Below are 17,402 nucleotides of genomic sequence, written 5' to 3'. Positions count from 1 at the left end.
GTGGACTGCGCGATCTGTGCCAAGCACCGCGGTGAGGGCCCGCTGGTGGGACCGGTCGTCTCGACGGAAGACCTGGTCGTCGTGTCACACCGGCCCGGCGACTTCCCCGGGTACCTGTTCGTCGAGACCCGGCGGCATGTGGCGGCGCTGGACGAGCTGACCGCGGACGAGGTCTCGGCGGTGTCGCGGGCGGCCTGGTGCGCGGCTCGCGGCCTGCGGGCGGAGCTGGCTCCGGAACACGTGTTCTCCGCCATCGCCGGACGGAGTGTCGCGCATTTCCATCAGCACGTTTTCGCGCGGCATCAGGGAACGCCCGCGGAGGTCGGCTGGCTGGATGGTCCTTTGTGGACCGGTGCGCCGGTGGTGGACGTCGACGCGCTCTGCGGCCGGTTGGCGGGCTATTTCTGATCCAGGAACCGGGTGATGGCACGGATACGGTCACCGTCGAGGGTGAGGACCATCAGCCCTGCCGGTGTCTCGCCGTGGCGGCAGAGGAAGGCGGGCTGGTTGTTCGCCCGCGTCGGCGTCATGGTGAACCCCTGCACCGGAATGGCCATGGTGACGCGAAGGAAACCGGCGATCGCTTCGAGACCGTGGTACTCGTGCGGCGCCGGCGGCATGGCGAGCCAGGCGTCATCGGTGAGCAGGCTGAGGACGCCGTCGAGGTCGCTCGCGGTGAAGGCGTCGGCGAACCGCTTGGTCAGCTCGCGTTCCTGAGGTGAAGGGCGGTGGCCCGCGCCGTCGCGATGCTTGTCGAGCGAGGCGCGGGCGCGCTGGAGGATGCCCTTGACCGCCGTCTCGGTGGTGCCGAGCATGCTCGCGACCTCAGCGGCGGAAAAGCACAGCACGTCCCGCAGGACGAGTGCGGCGGCCTGGCGCGGCGGGAGGAGCTGGAGTCCCGTGATGAAGGCGAGTTCGACCGCCTCCCTGGTGCTGTAGCGCGCTTCGGGGCCGGGCTCGCCGGCGGCGAGTTCGTCCGGATACGGCTGCAACCAGGTCACCTCACCGCGGCGGCTCGGCTCCGGCGGGTCGAACGGCGGCACCGGTTCGGGTGGCCGACGGCGGCCCGCGGTCCGCAGGAGGTTGAGGCAGCGGTTGGTGGCGATGCGGTACAGCCAGGTGCGAAGCGACGAGCGGCCCTCGAAGCCGTCGAGGCCCTTCCAAGCGGCAAGGAGCGTCTCCTGGACGGCGTCCTCGGCGTCGGTGAGGGAGCCGAGGATCCGGTAACAGTGCAGGTGCAGCTCATGCCGATAGGTGTCCGTGAGCTCGCGAAACGCCTGCTCGTCCGTGCCCATGAGCCGATCGTGTCACTTTCGCGGCGCACCGTTCCGTTCGGGGCGGGGTTGGTGTCTGACGGAGTGAAGATCGACGAAAGGAACCATCATGACCAGTCCCGCCTTGGATGTCGCGCTCTCCTACCACCGCGCGTGGACGGGTAAGGACTTCGAGAAGGCGATGACGCACGTCGCCGACGACATCGTCTGCCACACACCCGCCGGGCGGCTTTCCGGCGCGGAGGCGTTCCGCGGGTTCATGGGCCCGTTCACCGAGATCCTGACCGGCTCGACCCTGCTTTCGGCGTTCGGGGACGAAACGACCGCGTTGCTGATGTACGACACGGCGACCCTTCCGGTGGCGAGCGCGCCCGGAGCCGAATTGCTGACCGTGCGGGAGGGGAAGATCGTGGAGCTGCGGATCATCTTCGACCGGGCTCCCTTCGATGCGGCACGGGAGGCTGCCCCGGGATCGTGAGTGACAAAGACGGTTCTATCGAGGGGTAAGTCAAAGTGGCGTTACCGGGTCTCTGTCGCGAGGTCAGCCAGTCCTTGACTATCCACAAAGGACGCCTCCTCGGAGCCAAATGCCCGATTGGCGCCTATATGGGCGTTTCTTGACCGGGGTCGTGAGTGGTAATGAGCGTTCTAACGCTCATTACCACTCACGACCCCTTCTCGAATCACGAGTCACTGCCGCCGTCCAACCAGGCCCGAAGGCGTCCATCACCGCATCAGACGCAGCGAAGGGAGCCTTCGCCCCACCACTGACCTCGCCCGGGAACGCGACACGTTCGCCTTACGGGTCAATAACCGCCCACCTCACTCACCAGCCTCGAGCAGCCCCCTGAGTGCCGAGGCGAGAAGGGCGACGGCGCGGTCCTCGTCTTCGGCCAGGTTCCGCAGGACGTCCCGCGCGAGGGCGGGCGGCATCTCGGCGAGGGCCTGGGTCAGGCGCATCCGCGTCGCGGAGTCGGCGGTGGGGGCGGCGAGCTCGTCGGCCAGCGCGCTCATGATCCGGTCCGCGCGGCCCGCGTCGCGCGCCAGGGTTCCGAGGACTTCGGCCGCCTCGACGTCGAGAGTGCCCTCGACCACCATGCGGACGAGGGCCGGCACGGCCGCGGTCTCACCGCGCGAACCGACGGCCAGCGCGGCACGGCCGCGGACCGTCTCGTCCGAGTCGCCGAGCGCCTCCGCCAGCACCGCGGTCGCCTCGTCGCCGGACATCCCGGCGAGCGCCAGGATCGCGCGCCGCCGGACGTCGACGTTCTCCGAACGCGCGCCGGCCGCCAGGCTCGCCACGCCGTCACCGCCCGCCCTCGCCAGGGCCCACCGCAGGGCACCGGCGACGTTCAGATCGGCTTCGCTGAGGACAGCCTCCGCCAGCAGCTCGGTGGGCACCGGCAGGTCCTCAGCCGGCACCAGGACGGTCTGCTGCCGTCGCGCGGCATGGGGCGAATTGAGCCCGTGCAGCAGGTCGACGATGCGGAGGACACCCTCCCAGCCCAACGGCGCCGAGGCGTCGACCGCGCGGAGCCGTTCAAGCAGCTCCTGCTCCCGCTTCAGTCGCTCCTCGGTCCGCCGGATGAGGTCGCCGACCAGATCGGACGGCTCGAAGGCGGGGTCCTCCAGGGCACGGCCGATCTGGCGCAGCGACAGGCCGAGGGACCGCAGGGCTTCCACATGGAAGATCCGGCGGATGTCCTCGTCGGAATACTCACGGTAGCCACCGACGGTGCGGCCGGTCGGCCGCACCAGCCCGAGCGAGTCGTAATGCCGGAGCATCCGGCTGCTCACCCCCGAGCGGCGCGCCACCTCACCGATCAGCATTCACGCTCCCTCCGCTCGTTCCGGGCCGAGCGCGACGATCCGTTTCGCCTCGTCGACGGCCGGATCGAAGTCGGCGTCCGGGTCGCGCAGGAGCCGTTCCGTGGCGCGGGCGTGCGCGCGCACCTCCGGATCGGCGCTCGCCAGGCCCGTCCGCAGGGCGGGCTCGATCTCGTCACCGAGCGCGACGAGCGCCCTGCTGAGACTCAGCCGCACCTTCCGGTCGCCGCGGCCGAACTGCGCGGCCAGGTCCACGGCCAGCCGTTTCCGCTCCCCGTCGGGGACGAGGACGACGGCGGCACGCCATGCGCTCCGCGCGACCTCGTCGTCGGCGTCGTGCAACAGCGACCGGGTGATCGCGGGCCACGCGGTGACGTCCCCGATCTTGGACAATGTGTGCAACGCCTGGCTCCGCGCCTGCGGGACGTCGGAACCGAGCTCCTCCAGCAGCGCAGGCACCGTGTTCTCCGCCGGGAGCCGGGTCAATGCCCAGGTCAGCATGTCCCGCACGAAGAAGTCCGGCTCGACCGCGCACCGTGCCATGAGCGCGTCGACGAACCGGGCGTCCGGGTGCGTCCCGGCCGCCAGGGCCGCCTGGAGCCGCGTCGACGAGCTTTCGGAGCTCAAGGCGTCGAGCAGCCGCGTGTCCGGGGTAGCCCGTTGTGTCGTGTCGATGACGATCACCTCCTGCCCACCAGTGAAGACCTTGTCACGATGTCAAGGTCAAGCGCGAACCCGGCGGCGCGGGGTAGGGCCAGCCCCAGCAGGGACCCACCGGCGCACCGCATTCACCCTGGCGTGCCCCATGGACCAGACTCATGACGGTGACCGCAAACCTCCGCACAGGCAGCGATTTCGCCCGCCTGTCCCGCCGCGTCAGCGAAGCGGGCCTTCTCGACCGCCGTCCCGGCTATTACGTCTTCCGCATCGGGCTGGTGGCCACCCTCTTCGTCGCCGGCTGGATCGCCTTCTTCGCGATCGGGGATTCCTGGTGGCAGGTCGGGATCGCCGTCTTCCAGGCGGTGATGTTCGGCCAGATCGCCCTGTTGTCGCATGACCTGGCACACCGTCAGGTGTTCCGGACCCGCCGCCCGGCCGAGATCGCCGGCCGCATCGCGGGGAACCTCGGCGTCGGCATGAGCTACGGCTGGTGGATGGACAAGCACACCCGCCACCACGCGAACCCGAACCACGAGGGCCTCGACCCCGACGTCGATCCGGACATCCTCGTGTGGTCGAAGGACCAGGCGCGGGCCAGCAAGGGCATCCCCCGGTTCATCGGCCGCTACCAGGCGTTCCTGTTCTTCCCGATGCTCACCCTCGAAGGCCTGAACCTGCACGTCTCCGGTATCCGCGCGGTTTCGAAGCCGGGCATCCGGGCCCGCTGGCTCGAAGCGGCCTTGCTGCTGACGCATTTCGCGCTCTACTTCAGCGCGCTGCTCCTGGTCCTCTCCCCCGCCAAGGCGCTCGTCTTCTTCATCGTCCACAAAGCACTGTGGGGCGTCTACATGGGATCGATCTTCGCGCCCAACCACAAGGGGATGCCGATCCTGTCCGGGGACACCGAACTCGACTTCCTCCGCAAGCAGGTGCTCACGTCACGCAACGTCCGCGGCGGCCAGGTCGTCGACGTCGCGCTCGGCGGGCTCAACTACCAGATCGAGCACCATCTCTTCCCGAGTATGCCGTCGCCGCACCTGCGCCGCGCCCGGCCCATCGTCCAGGAGTACTGCGCCGAGCTCGGTGTTCCGTACCACGAGACGGGGCTCGCCGAGTCCTACAAGCTCGCGTTGCGCAGCCTGCACGAGGCCGGCGAGCCGATCAGAGCCAATCGTCAGGACGCGGCCAGGGCATGAGCGCCGCGAGTTCGTCGGCCACCGGCTCGGTCACCGTGTACCGGCCACGATGGAACAGCAGCGGACGATCGTCCGAAGGTTCCCCGAGCGCGGTGACCCTGCCGACGACGACATAGTGGTCACCCGCCTCGTGCACGGTTTCGAGCGTGCAGTCGATCCACGTCAACGCCCCGGTCAGCAAAGGGGATCCGGACGGGGCGGGGGTCCAGTCGATCGACGCGAACTTGTCCGCCCCCCGCGCGCCGAACACGGCGCTGACGTCCTGCTGGTCCTCGGCGAGCACGTTCACGGCGAACCGGCCGGACTCGGCGAGGACCGCCCAGGTCCGGGAAGTCTTGGCTGGGCAGAAGAGCACCAGCGGCGGATCGAGGGAAAGCGCCGCGAACGACTGGCACGCGAACCCCACCGGCGCCCGGCCGTCGTGCCCGGTCACCACCGCGACACCGGTGCAGAAATGCCCGAGCACCGTCCGGAACCGCGCCGGTTCGATCTCCGCGCCGAGGTCCGTCACCGGGGTCACGACTGCCCCGGTGGGCGGGCGCCGACTGAAAAGTCGTGTCCCCACAAGGAAACCGCCGTACTCTCTCGGGCGATCCAGCTCTCGTCGTCCACTTGACGCCCCTCGCAGCCGTATTCGACGTCGAATCCGCCGGGGGTCTTCATGTAGAACGAGAGCATCAGATCGTTGACGTGCCGCCCGAGGGTGGCCGACATCGGCACCTTCCGGCGGATGGCCCGGTCGAGGCAGAGGCCGACGTCGTCGGTGTTCTCCACTTCCACCATGAGGTGCACGATGCCGCTGGGAGTCGGCATCGGGAGGAACGCGAGGCTGTGGTGACGCGGATTGCAGCCGAAGAACCGCAGCCACGCCGGAGCGCCGTCGGCGGGCCTGCCGACCATCTGCGGCGGCAGTTTCATCGAGTCCCGCAACCGGAATCCGAGCACGTCACGGTAGAACCGCAGAGAAGCGTCATCGTCGTGTGTGGACAGTACGACGTGTCCGAGACCTTGCTCGCCGGTGACGAACTTGTGCCCGTACGGGCTCACCACGCGCCGATGCTGCAACGCGACGCCGTGGAACACTTCGAGCGTGTTACCGGAAGGGTCCTCAAAGGACACCAGACCGTCGACCCGGCGATCGGCCAGCTGATCCGGGGTGCCTTCCTTGTACGGCACCGAATGTGCGTCGAGCGATGCCCGGATCTCGTCGAGTTCGCCGGCGTTGGCGACCTCCCAGCCCGCGACGGCGAGCCGGTCGTGCTCGCCGGGGAAGATCACGAGCCGCGCCGGGAAGTCGTCCATGCGCAGGTAGAGCGCTTCCGGATTCGTGCCGGAGCCCTCGACCATGCCGAGGACCTTCAGTCCGTATTCGCGCCACGCGGCCATGTCGGTGGCTTCGATGCGGAGGTAGGCGAGCGAACGGATACCCATCAGGAGGCTCCCAGGAAGTCGAGTGCCAGCCGGTTGAACTCGTCGAACTTCTCCAGCTGCGCCCAATGGCCGCAGCCGCCGAACACGTGCAGCTGGGCACGCGGGATCGTCTTGAGCGCGAGCAGGGCACCGTCGAGCGGGTTGACCCGGTCTTCCCTGCCCCAGATGAGCAGCACCCGCTGGCGCAGGCGATGCGCCTCACGCCACAGCATGCCCTCCTCATAAGTGTCGGGCTGGGCGAACGACTTGCCCATCGCCTTCATCGCCGCCAGGGACTCCGGCGCGCTCGCGGCGGCGAACCGCTCGTCGATCAGCTCGTCGGTGATCAGGGACTGGTCGTGCACCATGATCCGCAGGAAGGCTTCGAGCTTCTCGCGGGTCGGCCCCGGCGGCGCGCTGAACCGGCCGAGGTTCTTGATGCCCTCGGTGGGATCGGGCGCGAACAGGTTCAAGCTCAAGCCGCCCGGCCCCATCAGGACAAGGCGTCCGGCGCGCTTCGGATGGTTGAGCGCGAGCCGCACGGAGGCGCCACCGCCGAGCGAGTTCCCGACGAAATGGGCGCGTTCGATGCCGAGTTCGTCCATCAGGCCGACCACGGCGTCCGCGCTGTGGCGGAAGTACTGCGGATGCTCGGTCGGCTTGTCCGACCGGCCGAACCCGGGCTGGTCGATCGCCAGCGTCCGGTAATTCTTGCCGAAGACCGGCAGGTTGCGGCCGAAGTTGCTCCACGCCGACGCGCCGGGCCCGCCGCCGTGCAGCAGGATCACCGTCTCCGGATGTTCCGCGCCCGCCTCGTGGTAGTGCAGCTTGAGTCCATCTCGGATGGTGACGTACTTGCCTTCGGCCATCAGACCATCGCATTCTCGACGGGCAGCCCGAAGGCGCCGGTTCCGAACATGACGTAGGCGCGTTCGGCGTCGTTCGCCGCGTGCACCCGGCCGGCGTGGGCGTCACGCCAGAACCGTTGGATCGGGGTTCCGGCTTGCAAGGCCCGGCCGCCGGAGTTCTCGAAAAGCCGGTCGATCGCGAAGATCGCACGTTCCGTGCCTCGGACCTGGTCACGGCGCACCCGCAGCCGCGTGGGGAACGGCAGCTTCTCCCCCTTGCACGCCAACTGGTACAGCTCGTCGATGTTGTGCGTCAGCTGGAGCCAGGCCGCGTCGATCTCGCTCGCCGCCTCGGCGATCCGCACCTTGGCGAACGGGTCCTCTTTGGACTGTTCACCCGCGTACGCCGCGCGGACGCGCTTGCCCTGATACTCGACGTGCGCGTCGTAGGCGCCTTGCGCCATCCCGATGATCGGCGCGGTGATCGTGCTCGGATGCACCGAACCGTAGGGCAGTTTGTACAGCGGCCCGGGGTTGATCTCCTGTCCGGGCGTTTTGCACTTCGACGTCGCGATGAAACTGAGCGCGCGGTGCTTCGGCACGAAGACGTCGTTCACGATGATGTCGTTGGACCCGGTGCCGCGCAGGCCCACGGTGTCCCAGACGTCCTCGATCGTGTAGTCGGCGATCGGCACCAGGTAGGTGCAGAAGTCGACCGGTTTGCCGTCCTTGAACACCGGACCGCCCAGCAGCACCCAGGTCGCGTGGTCGCAGCCGGAGGAGAAACTCCAGCGCCCGCTGAGCCGGTAGCCGCCGTCGACGACGTCCGCCTTGCCCATCGGCGCGTACGACGAGGAGATCCGGACGTCGGTGTCGTCGCCCCAGACGTCCTGCTGCGCCTGCGCCTCGAACAGGCCGAGGTGCCAGGGGTGGACGCCGAGGATGGAGGCGACCCAGCCCGTGGACCCGCACGCGCTCGCGACGAGTTTGACCGCGGTGTAGAAGCTCACCGGGTCGGCTTCGAGGCCACCGAACGTCTTCGGTTGCAGGAGTTTGAAGAACCCGGTCTCCTGCAAGGATTTGACGGACTCTTCGGGAACGCGCCTGGCGTCCTCCGCCTCCTGCGCCCGCTCCCGCAGGACCGGCAGCAGCTCCCGGATCCCCGCGATCACGTCCTGCGCGGCGTGCTCGCTCATATGCGTTCCCTCTCTCGCCGTACTCGGTGAACCGAGTCCAAGACTAGAACACGTTCTCGTTTTTGTCGACCGATCCCCGGTCGAGCGCACTGTGCAGTCCGGCACGCCGACCGGAAAACACGCAGTCGGCCAGCGACAGGCCGCTCACGTAAGACCTAGAACAGATTCCCACCGCGGTCCGTCCTGCCGCGTACAGCCCGCGGATCGGAGTGCCGCCGGCGGAACGCACCACCCCGGTCTCCTCGTCCACGACCAGGCCGCCCAGCGTCAGCATCGGGCACGGATAACCGAGGTTCGGCTTGATCGAGACGTCGATCAGCGAGTACGGCGCCTGATCCAGCGGCCGCGCGAACTCCGCCGGTTTGCCCGTCGGATCCGCGCCGGACCGTGCGGCCTCGACACTGGCGGCCAGCCCGCCGGGGTCGACGCCCGCCTTGCGCGCGACCTCGTCGAGCGAACCGGCGACGACGCGTTGCCGCAGCAGATATCGCACCTGAAGTCCTTGGAACCATTGACTTTGCCCGCGCGCGTCCCGCTGGACCTCCCGGACGATGGCGTCGTCGACCAGCAGCCAGCCACGCCCTTCGTGTCCGGTGATCATGCGTTCGCCGACGGCCGCGCCGTACCGGGATTCGTCGATGATCCGGCCGCCCGTCTTGTCCACGAGCAGGCCGCCCAGGAACGCCGACGGCGGCGTGATGAACCGCCAGGCGGAGATCCGCCCGAGTTCGGCGGTCGCCCCGCCGGCCTCGACCCCCATCCGGATGCCGGATCCGTCGTCGGCCGACGTCCCGAGCGCCAATCCGCCGCGATACGCGGGCGCGTGCTCACGCACCATCTCGCGGTTCGCGATGAACCCGCCCGCCGCGAGGACGACCCCGCGCGAGGCCGAAATCCGCAGCTCACGGCCGTAGCGACGCTCGATCCGCTCCGCCCGCCGGTGCAGCGATTTCCGCATTGACGGCACGTAGATCCCCGGTTTCGCGGCATACGCCGACAGCCTCCGGTGCGCGGCCCGCACGCGAGCGGGCGCGTCTCGCAGGGTGGACACGACGACGCCGGTCACGGCACCGTCGGCGTCCACGATCAGGTTCCGCGCGGCGGTCTGCGGCAGCACCTGGATCCCACGGCTCCGGACGGCCTCCATGAGCCGTTTCATCAGCAGCTTTCCCGACGTACCCGGCCCTTTGACGCGATGTCCGCGCGGCGCGGGCTTGGCGGCATCGCGGAAACCGCCCGCAGCCTCGCTGCCCGAGTAGTACAGATAGTGCTTGTCGCTCGGGTAAGACGTCTTGTACGGGCACAGGCTCCCCTCGAACGGGACACCATTGCCCTCCAGCCAGGTCACCATCTCCGTACTGCCCGCGCAAAACCGCCGCAGGGTTTCTTCGGAGACGACGTCGCCGACCTCGAGCCGCAGGTAGTCGTACATCGCGTCGACACTGTCGTCGACGCCCGCGTCCCGCTGCTGCGCCGTCCCGCCACCGGCGTAGACGACACCACCGCTGACCGCGCTCGCGCCACCACCGGAAAACCGGTCCAGCACCAGCACCCGGGCACCGGCGTCGGCGGCCTCGATCGCCGCACAGGCGCCTGCCGCTCCGAAGCCCACGATCACCACATCCGCGACGAGGGAGTCCATGACCCCACCCTAGAACTAGAACACGTTCTCGTCTATGGTGACTGGAGCAGCGCGGATGCTGCTACATGCTTCCTACAACGTGTTTCAGGTGAGGGGCGTATGGAGTTCGACGTGATCGTGGCGGGCAGTGGTGCCGCCGGGATGACCGCCGCACTGTCCGCAGCCCACCGGGGACTCGAGGTCCTGGTCGTGGAGAAGGCCGCCCACTTCGGCGGCTCGACGGCGCGCTCCGGCGGCGGCGTCTGGATCCCCGGCAACCACGCGCTGCGCGCGGCCGGGATCTCCGAACCCCCGGAGCGGGCGCACGAATACCTCGAAGCGATCGTCGGTGACGTCGTCCCCGCCGAACTCCGGTCGGCCTTCCTCGACCGCGGCCCCGAGGTCCTGTCCTTCGTCTGTGACAAGACGCCGTTGCGCTTCCGCTGGGTCCGCGGCTACTCGGACTACCACCCGGAGGCCCCGGGCGGGCGCGCCGGCGGCCGGTCGGTCGAACCGGCCGCGCTCGACGGCAACCTGCTCGGACCGGAGCTGGCGAAGCTGGAGCCGCCGTACAGCGCTCCCCCGCTCGGCGCCCCGATCACCCAGGCGGACTACCGGTGGCTGAGTCTGCTCGCCCGGCATCCGCGCGGCATCCTCCGCGTGTTCGGTCTCGGCGGCCGCTGGCTGGCGGGCCGGATCCGGCGGCAACGGCTGCTTTCCATGGGGCAAGCGCTTGCGGCCGGTCTGCGTGAGGGCCTGCGCCGGGCGGAGGTCCCCGTCTGGCTGAACACGCCGCTGGTGGATCTCGAGATCGAAGGCGACCGGGTGACCGGCGTCGTGGTCCGCCATGAGGGTGAGGAGAAGACGATCCGCGCGCGGCTCGGCGTCGTCCTCGGCGCGGGCGGATTCGAACGCAACGAGGAGATGCGGGCCAAGTACCAGCGGGCCCCCATCGGTACGGAGTGGACCGTCGGCGCCGAGGCCAACACCGGCGACGCCATCGACGCCGGGCTCAAACTCGGCGCGGCCGTCGACCTGATGGACGACGCGTGGTGGGGTCCGTCCATCCCGCTGACCGGCGGCCCGTGGTTCGCGCTCGCCGAACGGTCGCGGCCGGGCTGTCTGATGGTCAACGCGCGCGGCGAACGCTTCGTCAACGAGTCGGCGCCGTACGTCGAGGCCGTGCACGCGATGTACGGCGAGGGTGACGGCCCCGGCGCGAACATCCCGACCTGGCTGGTGTTCGACCAGCGCAACCGCAACCGGTACATGTTCACCGGCCTCGGCCCGCGCCAGCCGCTGCCCGGCCGCTGGTTCAAAGCGGGCATCGCGGTCAAAGCGAGCACGATCGCGAAACTCGCCGAACGGATCGAGGTCCCGGCCGACGCGCTGGAAGCCACCGTCCGGCGGTTCAACGGCTTCGCGAAAAGCGGCGTGGACGAGGACTTCCACCGCGGGCGCAGCGCGTACGACCACTACTACGGCGACCCGCGGAACAAACCCAACCCGAGCCTGGGCCCGCTGGACGTCGCGCCGTACTACGCGGTGAAGATCGTGCCCGGCGACCTGGGCACCAAGGGCGGTTTGAGGACCGACCGGCACGCGCGCGTCCTGCGCGAGGACGGGTCGGTGATCGACGGACTTTACGCGGCGGGCAACACGAGCGCGGCGGTGATGGGCCGCACCTACGCCGGCCCCGGCGCGACGATCGGCCCGGCGATGGTGTTCGGCTACCTTGCGGCCGAGCATCTCGCGCAGCAAGATCACGGTCAAACGGGAGGCAGCCGATGACGACGGAATCCGTACGGCAGATCGACGCGGGCGCGCCCCCTTCGCGGTTCGCGCGCGGCTGGCACTGTCTCGGCCTGGCCGAGCCGTTCCGCGACGGGAAACCGCACGCCATCACGGCGTTCGGGACGAAACTGGTGGTCTTCGCCGATTCGTCCGGCAAGCTGAACGTGCTCGACGGGTACTGCCGTCACATGGGCGGCGACCTCACCCAGGGCGAGGTCAAGGGCGACGAGATCGCCTGCCCGTTCCACGACTGGCGCTGGAACGGCAACGGCAAATGCGTCTCGATCCCCTACGCCAAGCGGGTTCCGCTGCGGGCGCGGACGAAGTCGTGGACCGTGCTGGAGGAGAACAAGCAGCTGTTCGTCTGGCACGACCCGGAGGGCAACCCGCCGCCCGAGGACGTCGTCATCCCGCGGATCGAGGGCGTGTTCAACGGCGAGTGGAGCAACTGGACCTGGGACTCGGTGCTGATCGAGGGCTCCAACTGCCGCGAGATCATCGACAACATGGTCGACATGGCGCACTTCTTCTACATCCACTACGCCTTCCCGACCTACTTCAAGAACGTGTTCGAAGGCCACATCGCCACGCAGTACCTGAACACGAAAGGCCGTCCGGACAAGGGAATGGCGTCCAACTACGGCGGCGAGGAGAACCTGCTGCGGTCGGAGGCGTCGTACTTCGGGCCGTCGTACATGATCAACACGCTGCTCAACACGTACCAGGGTTTCGAGATCGAGAACGTGCTCATCAACTGCCACTACCCGGTCACCGAGAACTCGTTCGTGCTGCAGTGGGGCGTGAGCGTGAAGAAGTTCGAGGGCGTCTCGGACGAGCACGCGGACAAGATCGCCGGGAAGTTCGCCAAGGGCATCGGCGTCGGCTTCCTGCAGGACGTGGAGATCTGGCGCAACAAGACGCGGATCGACAACCCGTTGCTGTGCGAGGAGGACGGGCCCGTCTACCAGCTGCGCCGCTGGTACGACCAGTTCTATGTGGACGCGGCCGACGTCACCGAGGACATGACGCGGCGGTTCGAGTTCGAAGTGGACACCAGCCGCGCCAACGAGGTCTGGGCGGCGGAGGTGGCCGAGAACCTGGCGCGGCAGCAGTCGGAAGAGGCCGGGGTGTGAAGCCCGAAACGGTCGAGTTCCTCACCGCCGGGCTGCGGCCGCTGAGCTGCCGCGCGTGCGGAACGTGCGTGCTGGTCAAGAAGAACAGCATGCAGCACACCAGTATCCAGTGGACGAGCGACGCGTCCCGGAGCTGCCCGGTGTTCGCCGAGCAGAAGGCGTCGGGCGCGCAGACGGCGTTGCTCGACACCTGCGGCAATCTCAGCGAAAGCATCGACGCCGCGTTGAAGGACGGCTTGCTGGAGGTGCCCGAATGAGCGGTCCCGTCACCGTGACCGTGGCCGAGGTGATCACCGAGACGGCCGACGCGCGCTCGATCGTGTTCGAGATCCCGGCCGAGCACGCCCCCGTTTTCGCTTACACCCCAGGGCAGTTCCTCACCGTGCGCGTCCCGAGCGAGCGGACCGGGTCGGTGGCCCGCTGTTACTCGCTCTCCAGCGCGCCGCACGAGAACCGGGTGCAGGTCACCGTCAAACGCACCGCCGACGGCTACGGGTCGAACTGGCTCTGCGACAACCTCCAGGCCGGTCAGGAGGTCCAGGTCCTCCCGCCGGCCGGGGTGTTCAGCCCCGCGTCGCTCGACGAGGACTTCCTGCTGCTCGCGGGCGGCAGCGGCATCACGCCGGTGATGTCGATCCTCAAGTCCGCGCTGGAACACGGAACCGGCAAGGTGATCCTGCTGTACGCCAATCGCGACGAGCGATCGGTGATCTTCGCGCGGGAGCTGGCGGACCTCGCCGCTCGGCACCAGGACCGGCTGGTCGTCGTGCACTGGCTCGAAAGCCTGCAAGGACTTCCGACCGAGGCACACCTTCGCGCCCTGGTGGCGCCGTACACCACGCACGAGGCGTTCATCTGCGGTCCCGGCCCGTTCATGGACGCCGCGCGCACGGTGCTCAAGGACCTCGGACTGCCGCGCAAGCGGATCCACCTGGAACGCTTCCTGTCCTTGGGCGGGAATCCGTTCGAGGTGGCCGAGCCCATCGCCGTCGAAGAAGCCGAGACCCCGGCGGAGGTCGAAGTCACCCTCGACGGTGAGACCAAGAAGCTCGACTGGCCCCGCCGGACGAAACTGCTGGACCTGTTGCTGGAAAAGGGTTTCGACGCGCCGTACTCGTGTCGCGAGGGCCAATGCAGTGCCTGCGCTTGCCGAGTCACCTCCGGTGAGGTGAAGATGCTGAACAACGAGGTCCTCGACGGCGACGACATCGCCGAAGGCATCGTGCTGGCGTGCCAGTCCCTGCCGCTGACCGACGAGGTCACCGTCACCTACGAGTAGGAGATGCCGGTGGTTTCTTCAGGCAAACCGCGAGTTCCGCCTTCAATCACGCGAGTTACGCCCTCAATCACGCGAGTTACGCCTGCCCCGAACAAACCCACAGCACCGTAGGAGTCCCTGTGCCCATCGACCCCACAGTCGCGATCGGCGCCGACCTCGGCGAGGTGAGTTTCGCCTGGACCGCGTCGGACGTGCAGCTCTACCACCTGGCGCTCGGCGCGGGCGCGGATCCGACGAACCCTCGGGAACTGCGCTACACCTACGAGGACGGCCTCCAGGTGCTGCCGACGTTCGCCACCGTGGCGGCGAACCTGCGCGTGTTCGAACCGCCGGCGGTCTCGTTCCCCGGTGTCGAGGTCGACCTCGGGAAGGTATTGCACGGCAAGCAGGAAGTGATCGCGCACCGGCCGATCCCGACCTCGGGCAAGGCGGTGGCGCGCACCCGGATCGTGGACGTCTTCGACAAGGGCAAGGCGGCCGTGATCGTGAACGAAACGGTCGCCACCGACTCGGACGGCACTCCACTGTGGACACTGCGGTCGAGCATCTTCGCCCGTGGCGAAGGCGGTTTCGGCGGCGAACGCGGCCCGTCCGACCGCGTCGAACTCCCGTCGCGCGAACCGGACGCGGTCATCGACACGCCGACGTTGCCACAGCAGGCGCTGCTCTACCGGCTCTGCGGCGACCGCAACCCCCTGCACGCCGACCCCGCGTTCGCCGCGGCCGCCGGGTTCGACAAGCCGATCCTGCACGGCCTGTGCACCTACGGCGTCATCGCGAAGGCCGTCACCGACGAGTTCCTCGACGGCGACGCCTCGCGCGTCGCGTCGTTCTCGGCCAAGTTCGCCGGCGTCGTCTTCCCCGGCGAACCGCTGCGGACCCGCGTCTGGCGCGAGCCCGCCGGGCTGCTGATCACCACCACGGCACCGGACCGGGACGAGGCACCCGTCCTTTCCGACACTTTCTTGACCACGACAGACTGAATCATCGTTCCCGCAGGTAGCGGCTCTGGCTAGACTCGGCCAAGTGCGCCCCTTGATCTCGGACCCGTATGCCGAACTCGGCCGGGACTACGCGCGATCAAGACGCCCGGATCCCCGCATCGCCGCCGCCGTCACCGCCGCCCTCGGTGACGCGCGCTCGGTGGTCAACGTCGGGGCCGGAGCCGGTTCCTACGAGCCGGAAGACCGCGACGTGGTGGCCGTCGAGCCGTCGAGCCGGATGATCGCGCAGCGTCCGGCCGCCGCGGCTCCCGCCGTGCAGGCGTGCGCGGAAGAGCTGCCGTTCCCCGACGGCGCCTTCGACGCGGCCCTCGCGGTGCTCACCGTGCACCACTGGACGGACGTGACCGCCGGGCTGGCCGAGCTGCGGCGCGTGTCCCGCCGCCAGGTGATCGTGACCTGGGATCAGGCGGTGTTCGCGCGGTTCTGGCTGGTGCGGGACTACCTGCCGGAGATCGCCGAACACGAGAGCAGGCTCGCCTGTCTCGACCGGGTCGTCGAGGAGCTGGGCGCGGCGGGCGTGACACCCACGGTGGCCCCGCTGCCGGTGCCCTCGGACTGCGTCGACGGGTTCCTCGGCGCGTATTGGCGCAGGCCGGAGGCGTACCTGTCGGAACGCGTGCGCGCGGGGATGTCCGGGGTGGCGCTGCTGGACCAGAACGTCGTCGCGACGGCGGTCGAGCGCCTGCGTGCCGACCTGGCCGACGGACATTGGCATCGGCACCACGTCGGTCTGCTCGGCCGGACGGAACTGGACTTGGGGTATCGCCTCGTCACGGCGTGATCGCGGCCGGACGGCGGAGCTGAGATGTACCCGGCAAGGGACATTACCCAGGAATCCGCCTCCGGCCGAAGGCCCCGCTGTCGCGGTGGCAGGGCGCCCTGTCCCCCGTCGTGACATAGATGACCAGGCGGCGCCCTGCCGACGTCGACCGCGGACGCGGGTTCTTCCAGGTGATTCAGTACACAGTGGACACTCTCGGGGCGTGGACGGCGGTCGACCCCGGGTGCGGGGCGTGGTATTCATGGCTCTCGTGACGACTGCGACGGGGAGCGGCATGACGGCGGAGTACTTCGTGGTCCGTGGCCAGGTGGAGAAGGGCGATCAGCGGGGCCGGGAACTGGGCTTCCCGACCGCCAACATCGCGCTGCGCGACCAAGACGGCCAAGTCGGCGACGGAGTGTGGGCGGGTTGGGCCGAACGCGCCGACGGCACCCGGATCGCGGCGGCGGTCTCGGTCGGCAGGCGGCCGACCTACTACGGCGCGGACGGCTACCGGCTCGTCGAGGCGCATCTGCTGGAGTTCAGCGGCGACCTCTACGGCGAGGTGCTGACCGTGTGGCTGGGCCACCACCTGCGCGAGCAGGAGGCGTACCCGTCGTCCGAGGCGCTGATCGTCGCGCTCAACAAGGACATCGCCGACGCCGCGAAGTGGGCCGCGGACAACCCTGCCGACGGCCTGCCGGACGCGGGCACCGCCGAGGCGGGGGTCGTGCGCCGCGTCCTCGGCAATTAGTCATCTGCTTGCGCTCGCCGACCGCGCAAGCCGGTGACTGGTTGCGGGGTCAGACGGCGGCGCCCAGCAGCATGTAACCCATCCCCAGCCCCATGACGACCCGGCACACCCGCCGTGACGTCTGCGCGGAGTCGCCGTCGCCCCGCGCCGCCAAAACGCCGGCAAGCACCGCGTCCGCGGCGAAGTACGCGGCCACGACACCGAAGACCAGCGAAAGCCACAGCGCCGAAGGGCCGCCGGGGCCGGACATCACCAGCCACGGACCGTGGGTGACGTCGCTGTGCGGCATGAACGTCACCATGAACAGCATCGCGGTGGCGGAGACGGCGTGATGCCCGCACGCGGCGTGCCCGGAGCGTCGTCCCTTCCACCACGCGACGGCGAACCAGCCCGCGGTCAGCGCCAGGACCGCCTGCCAGCCCGCCGCCGGGATCGGGCCGCCGACCGGGGACAGCATCGCGACCATGGCGACGACGAGCAGCAGTTCGGCCAGGTCACCGTTGCGGATCGCCGCGCCCTGCGTGCCATAGTCCAGCCGGACGAGTCTCAGCACGCACGGCAGGACCAGCGCGGCGAACACCGCGGTGAGTGTCCAAGCGACGATTCCGGACATGGCACCTCCCGGGCGGTGGTCCCTTTCACCGTC

19 protein-coding genes are annotated in these 17,402 nt (G+C 69.1%); 10 read left to right on the top strand and 9 right to left on the bottom strand.

From position 1 onward, the window contains the following. The gene (locus DMH03_RS20405; protein ID WP_125793574.1) at positions 1-408 is read left to right on the top strand and encodes an HIT family protein; all 408 of its coding nucleotides are present in this window, start codon (positions 1-3) and stop codon (positions 406-408) included. Here the strand turns inward: DMH03_RS20405 and DMH03_RS20400 are convergent. After that, the gene (locus tag DMH03_RS20400) at positions 399-1,295 is read right to left on the bottom strand and encodes an RNA polymerase subunit sigma-70 (RefSeq protein WP_125793573.1); all 897 of its coding nucleotides are present in this window, start codon (positions 1,293-1,295) and stop codon (positions 399-401) included. The genes DMH03_RS20405 and DMH03_RS20400 overlap by 10 nt on opposite strands. Before the next feature lie 88 nt (positions 1,296-1,383). On the opposite strand from DMH03_RS20400, the gene DMH03_RS20395 reads away from it, so the two are divergent. Then, positions 1,384-1,752 carry a nuclear transport factor 2 family protein gene (locus DMH03_RS20395; protein ID WP_125793572.1) on the top strand — a complete coding sequence of 123 codons (369 nt, stop codon included), beginning with the start codon at positions 1,384-1,386 and terminating at the stop codon, positions 1,750-1,752. Between the two features lie 344 nt (positions 1,753-2,096). Here DMH03_RS20395 and DMH03_RS20390 read toward each other — a convergent pair whose 3' ends face one another. Further along, complete coding sequence (locus DMH03_RS20390) at positions 2,097-3,104, bottom strand: MerR family transcriptional regulator (protein WP_125793571.1); 1,008 nt, start codon at positions 3,102-3,104, stop codon at positions 2,097-2,099. Continuing rightward, positions 3,105-3,785, bottom strand: a complete 681-nt coding sequence (locus tag DMH03_RS20385) for a HEAT repeat domain-containing protein (RefSeq protein ID WP_125793570.1) — start codon at positions 3,783-3,785, stop codon at positions 3,105-3,107. A 134-nt stretch (positions 3,786-3,919) separates the two neighbouring features. On the opposite strand from DMH03_RS20385, the gene DMH03_RS20380 reads away from it, so the two are divergent. Then, positions 3,920-4,957 carry an acyl-CoA desaturase gene (locus tag DMH03_RS20380; RefSeq protein WP_125793569.1) on the top strand — a complete coding sequence of 346 codons (1,038 nt, stop codon included), beginning with the start codon at positions 3,920-3,922 and terminating at the stop codon, positions 4,955-4,957. Here the strand turns inward: DMH03_RS20380 and hsaB are convergent. From hsaB to DMH03_RS20355, 5 genes are read right to left on the bottom strand one after another with little or no spacing between them, the layout of a single operon-like run. After that, positions 4,923-5,477, bottom strand: coding sequence for a 3-hydroxy-9,10-secoandrosta-1,3,5(10)-triene-9,17-dione monooxygenase reductase subunit (gene hsaB / locus DMH03_RS20375; protein WP_125793568.1), 555 nt, complete (start codon positions 5,475-5,477; stop codon positions 4,923-4,925). The two genes, DMH03_RS20380 and hsaB, sit on opposite strands and share 35 nt — an antisense overlap. Then, entirely contained in the window at positions 5,474-6,388 is a 915-nt protein-coding gene (gene hsaC, locus DMH03_RS20370) for an iron-dependent extradiol dioxygenase HsaC (RefSeq protein ID WP_125785496.1), read from the bottom strand. Before hsaC ends, hsaB begins: the two co-directional genes overlap by 4 nt. After that, complete coding sequence (gene hsaD, locus DMH03_RS20365; RefSeq protein WP_125793567.1) at positions 6,388-7,236, bottom strand: 4,5:9,10-diseco-3-hydroxy-5,9,17-trioxoandrosta-1(10),2-diene-4-oate hydrolase; 849 nt, start codon at positions 7,234-7,236, stop codon at positions 6,388-6,390. The genes hsaC and hsaD overlap by 1 nt, the downstream gene beginning before the upstream one ends. Beyond that, on the bottom strand, positions 7,236-8,411 hold the full coding sequence (gene hsaA, locus DMH03_RS20360) for a 3-hydroxy-9,10-secoandrosta-1,3,5(10)-triene-9,17-dione monooxygenase oxygenase subunit (RefSeq protein ID WP_125793566.1): 1,176 nt from the start codon (positions 8,409-8,411) through the stop codon (positions 7,236-7,238). The genes hsaD and hsaA overlap by 1 nt, the downstream gene beginning before the upstream one ends. Before the next feature lie 43 nt (positions 8,412-8,454). Next, positions 8,455-10,053, bottom strand: a complete 1,599-nt coding sequence (locus tag DMH03_RS20355; protein ID WP_125793565.1) for an FAD-binding protein — start codon at positions 10,051-10,053, stop codon at positions 8,455-8,457. A gap of 99 nt (positions 10,054-10,152) precedes the next feature. Between DMH03_RS20355 and kstD the strand changes: the two genes are divergently transcribed. The 7 genes from kstD to DMH03_RS20320 all read left to right on the top strand — a co-directional run bounded on the left by kstD (position 10,153) and on the right by DMH03_RS20320 (position 16,756). After that, complete coding sequence (gene kstD / locus DMH03_RS20350) at positions 10,153-11,823, top strand: 3-oxosteroid 1-dehydrogenase (protein WP_125793564.1); 1,671 nt, start codon at positions 10,153-10,155, stop codon at positions 11,821-11,823. Continuing rightward, a complete protein-coding gene (locus tag DMH03_RS20345; protein WP_125793563.1) occupies positions 11,820-12,959 on the top strand; it encodes a Rieske 2Fe-2S domain-containing protein in 1,140 nt (379 codons plus the stop codon). The genes kstD and DMH03_RS20345 overlap by 4 nt, the downstream gene beginning before the upstream one ends. Next, positions 12,956-13,216: a hypothetical protein gene (locus DMH03_RS20340; RefSeq protein WP_125785490.1), complete on the top strand. Its 261-nt coding sequence runs from the start codon at positions 12,956-12,958 to the stop codon at positions 13,214-13,216. The genes DMH03_RS20345 and DMH03_RS20340 overlap by 4 nt, the downstream gene beginning before the upstream one ends. Further along, positions 13,213-14,238: a ferredoxin--NADP reductase gene (locus DMH03_RS20335; protein ID WP_125793562.1), complete on the top strand. Its 1,026-nt coding sequence runs from the start codon at positions 13,213-13,215 to the stop codon at positions 14,236-14,238. The genes DMH03_RS20340 and DMH03_RS20335 overlap by 4 nt, the downstream gene beginning before the upstream one ends. 119 nt (positions 14,239-14,357) lie before the next feature. Continuing rightward, positions 14,358-15,221: a MaoC/PaaZ C-terminal domain-containing protein gene (locus DMH03_RS20330; RefSeq protein ID WP_125793561.1), complete on the top strand. Its 864-nt coding sequence runs from the start codon at positions 14,358-14,360 to the stop codon at positions 15,219-15,221. Between the two features lie 52 nt (positions 15,222-15,273). Next, entirely contained in the window at positions 15,274-16,023 is a 750-nt protein-coding gene (locus DMH03_RS20325; RefSeq protein WP_125793998.1) for a class I SAM-dependent methyltransferase, read from the top strand. A 274-nt stretch (positions 16,024-16,297) separates the two neighbouring features. Continuing rightward, entirely contained in the window at positions 16,298-16,756 is a 459-nt protein-coding gene (locus DMH03_RS20320; protein WP_125793997.1) for a riboflavin kinase, read from the top strand. Between the two features lie 49 nt (positions 16,757-16,805). Here DMH03_RS20320 and DMH03_RS20315 read toward each other — a convergent pair whose 3' ends face one another. Next, entirely contained in the window at positions 16,806-17,369 is a 564-nt protein-coding gene (locus tag DMH03_RS20315) for a DUF5134 domain-containing protein (protein WP_125793560.1), read from the bottom strand. Positions 17,370-17,402: the final 33 nt, after the last annotated feature.

This window comes from Amycolatopsis sp. WAC 01376 (assembly GCF_003947415.1).
Taxonomy (GTDB): domain Bacteria; phylum Actinomycetota; class Actinomycetes; order Mycobacteriales; family Pseudonocardiaceae; genus Amycolatopsis.
This window is presented reverse-complemented; position numbering and strand designations above follow the sequence as displayed.